At 61.4% G+C, this 420-nt stretch carries 1 protein-coding gene; it reads right to left on the reverse strand.

Annotated features, from left to right (window positions below; all coding sequences use genetic code 11):
- Nucleotides 1–210 (reverse strand): transposase (locus EOA28_RS41040; RefSeq protein WP_348633458.1); only part of this gene is annotated, 210 nt, incomplete at its 3' end.
- Nucleotides 211–420 lie beyond the last annotated feature (210 nt).

Consider the following 420-nt stretch of genomic DNA (forward strand, 5'->3'; position numbering starts at 1 on the left):
CTTGAACGGCTTGGTCTCTAATCGCTGCAACGTTTGCGATGGAAGAGGACCGCGTGAGCGCAGACAACGAGCAGCTTGCGCAGATACCGGTTTCCCATCTTGGAAACTCGCCCCAGGCCGCTCCTTGCCGCCTGATGAACTTTGCCGGGGCATTAGCCCGAGGAAGGCCGCGAACACACTCGGGCCCGAGAAGGCGGAGATATCCTGGATACTTGCGGCAAGCGCAGAGGCGGTGACGGACCGATGCCAGGAACGCTCATCAGACGGCGCGCGGTCCCATCGGCTCTGGCGAGAGCCAGAATGGCCTGATCGCTTTGTCCGATCTCATGATCGAGTTCGTTCAGCCGACGCACGACAGGCAAAAGCGCGGAGCCGGTGCTCCTTCAGATGAGTGCTCGACAGCAGCCATCTTGGCACGCC

This window comes from Mesorhizobium sp. M2A.F.Ca.ET.067.02.1.1 (assembly GCF_004023285.1).
Classification (GTDB): Bacteria; Pseudomonadota; Alphaproteobacteria; order Rhizobiales; family Rhizobiaceae; genus Mesorhizobium.